General features: G+C 71.4%; 2 protein-coding genes. Both read right to left on the bottom strand.

Annotation, left to right across the window (positions count from 1 at the left end; genetic code table 11):
* Window positions 1-1,429 (bottom strand): NlpC/P60 family protein (locus BJF79_RS38990; protein ID WP_075904953.1); only part of this gene is annotated, 1,429 nt, incomplete at its 3' end.
* A partial coding sequence (locus tag BJF79_RS38985) for a replication-relaxation family protein (protein WP_187357120.1) occupies window positions 1,429-1,865 on the bottom strand: 437 nt, incomplete at its 5' end. The genes BJF79_RS38985 and BJF79_RS38990, both read right to left, overlap by 1 nt.

Below are 1,865 nucleotides of genomic sequence, written 5' to 3'. Positions count from 1 at the left end.
GGGTGAGAGTCATCAGCAGCTCGAACGAGCCGACGAGTGCCAGAGCCGGCCAGGCGCTGACGAGGGCGCCGATGGGGCCGTGGGCGGCGCCGTGCGCCACGTTGGCTCCGACCGTGGCCACGATCCCCACGGCGAGGCTCCACTTGGCCAGTGCGGGGATCGGGTGCTGTCGGCGGCCGGCGTCCAGGATGACCATGGACGCGGCCCAGATGAGGCCGTCGACGGTGAGCGGCACCAGCCGCGCGGTGACGCCGGTCTCACCGTGCGCGCCGACCAGCTCGAAGGCGTGGGAGTAGGAGATGACCGCCGCCACGGCGGCGACCGCGACCACGGCCAGGGCCGTAGTCAGCCGGATGAGGCGATCGGTCACCTGGCACTCCTTCGCGAGTTCGTTTCGTTCGGCGGGTGCCGGTCCCCGGCAGCGGTACGGAAGGACACGTGCCGGGTCGGCTCTTGTGGTCATCGGTGCGCGGTGGGGCGGGTGAAGCCGAGCAGGGTGTCGCGCTTGTAGGACTGGATCTGCACGACGGTGCCGGTGTGCGGGGCGGCGATCATTTGTTTTTCCCGGGGCGATGACCAGGCCGACGTGTCCGGGGTTGGTGATGGAGGTTCCGGGGCCGGAGTTGAAGAACACCAGGTCGCCCGGCTGCTCCCGGCCGCGAGGGACACGAGGTCCGTGCCGCCACTGGGCGCCGGACACGCGCGGGACACCGATTCCGGCGGCGCGGTAGGCGGCGAACGTTAGGCCCGAGCAGTCGAAACCGCGTGGGCCTTCGGCACCCCACACGTAGGGTTTGCCGAGCTGGGCCTGGGCGAAGGCGATCGCTCTGGCAGCGGCCTCGGTAGGCCCGGCCACCGCTCCGCCTGCGCCGAGACACAGATGTTCTCCCGGGGTGCCGGAGGAGCTCGTCGAGCCTGCTGATGCGTAGTCGCGCGCTTGCTCCAGAACCTTGTCGACGTAGGCGTCGGAGTGGTTGTAGGCGAACAGCGCGGTGCGGATCTTGTCGGGTGCGCCGTTGTGTTGGAGGTAGCGGGCTGCGGCGGGGATGGCGTCGGCGGGTTCGTAGACGTCGGTGCGGCCGTCGTCGTTGCCGTCGACGCCGAACGCCGCCCAGGTGCTGAGCAGGAACTGCATCGGGCCTGCGGCGCCCGCATGGTTGGTGCCGGAACGGATGCCCGAGCCGGGGCCGCGCCCGTGGTCGGACTCGGCCTTGCCCACCGCGGCCAAAACGTGCCACCCGATCCCGTACCGGTCCCCGGCCCGCACATAAAGCTGGAGGTAGTCGGCGGGAATATCGGCGACTACGCCTTCCTCCGGCGGGGGCGTTGTGCAGGCGCCGGACGAGCCGGGCAGGACCGCGCTCAGTACGCCGATGAAGACGGCGACGAGCACCAGGACGAGGGCCGCCGCCCCGATGACGATGGGCATCAGGACGGCTCGACCTTCGCGGGTCGTGCGGTCAGCCAGATGTCGGCGAGTTCGGCCAGCCCGCGGCGCCGCCCCGCCTCGTGTCCGACCGGGAGCCACACCTGCCCGGCGGGCCCGTCGAGGTCGGTGGCTGGAGTCTGGACGGCGGTGGCGACTGGCACCTCCGGGGTGCCGAGCAGGCGACGGAGGTTGGCCTCGCGTGCGGGGCTGGGGAGCCAGAACAGCACGGGGGTGGTGGTGCCGGTGGCTTCTGCGAGGTCGGCGTAGCCGCCGAGTTTGCGGGTGACGCGTGCGAGGGTTTCGGTGCCGGTGTCGTGCTCAAGAAAGAAGTCCAGGGTCCGTGGCGTCTCGTCGTGTTCGGTGCGGGGTTGGATCCAGCGGCCGAAGGCGTCGGGGCGTGCCAGGTCGCCCCATTGGGCGGCGCAGCGTCGCTCCG

Origin of the sequence: Actinomadura sp. CNU-125 (genome assembly GCF_001942465.1) — a bacterium.
GTDB lineage: Bacteria > Actinomycetota > Actinomycetes > Streptosporangiales > Streptosporangiaceae > Spirillospora.
This window is presented reverse-complemented; position numbering and strand designations above follow the sequence as displayed.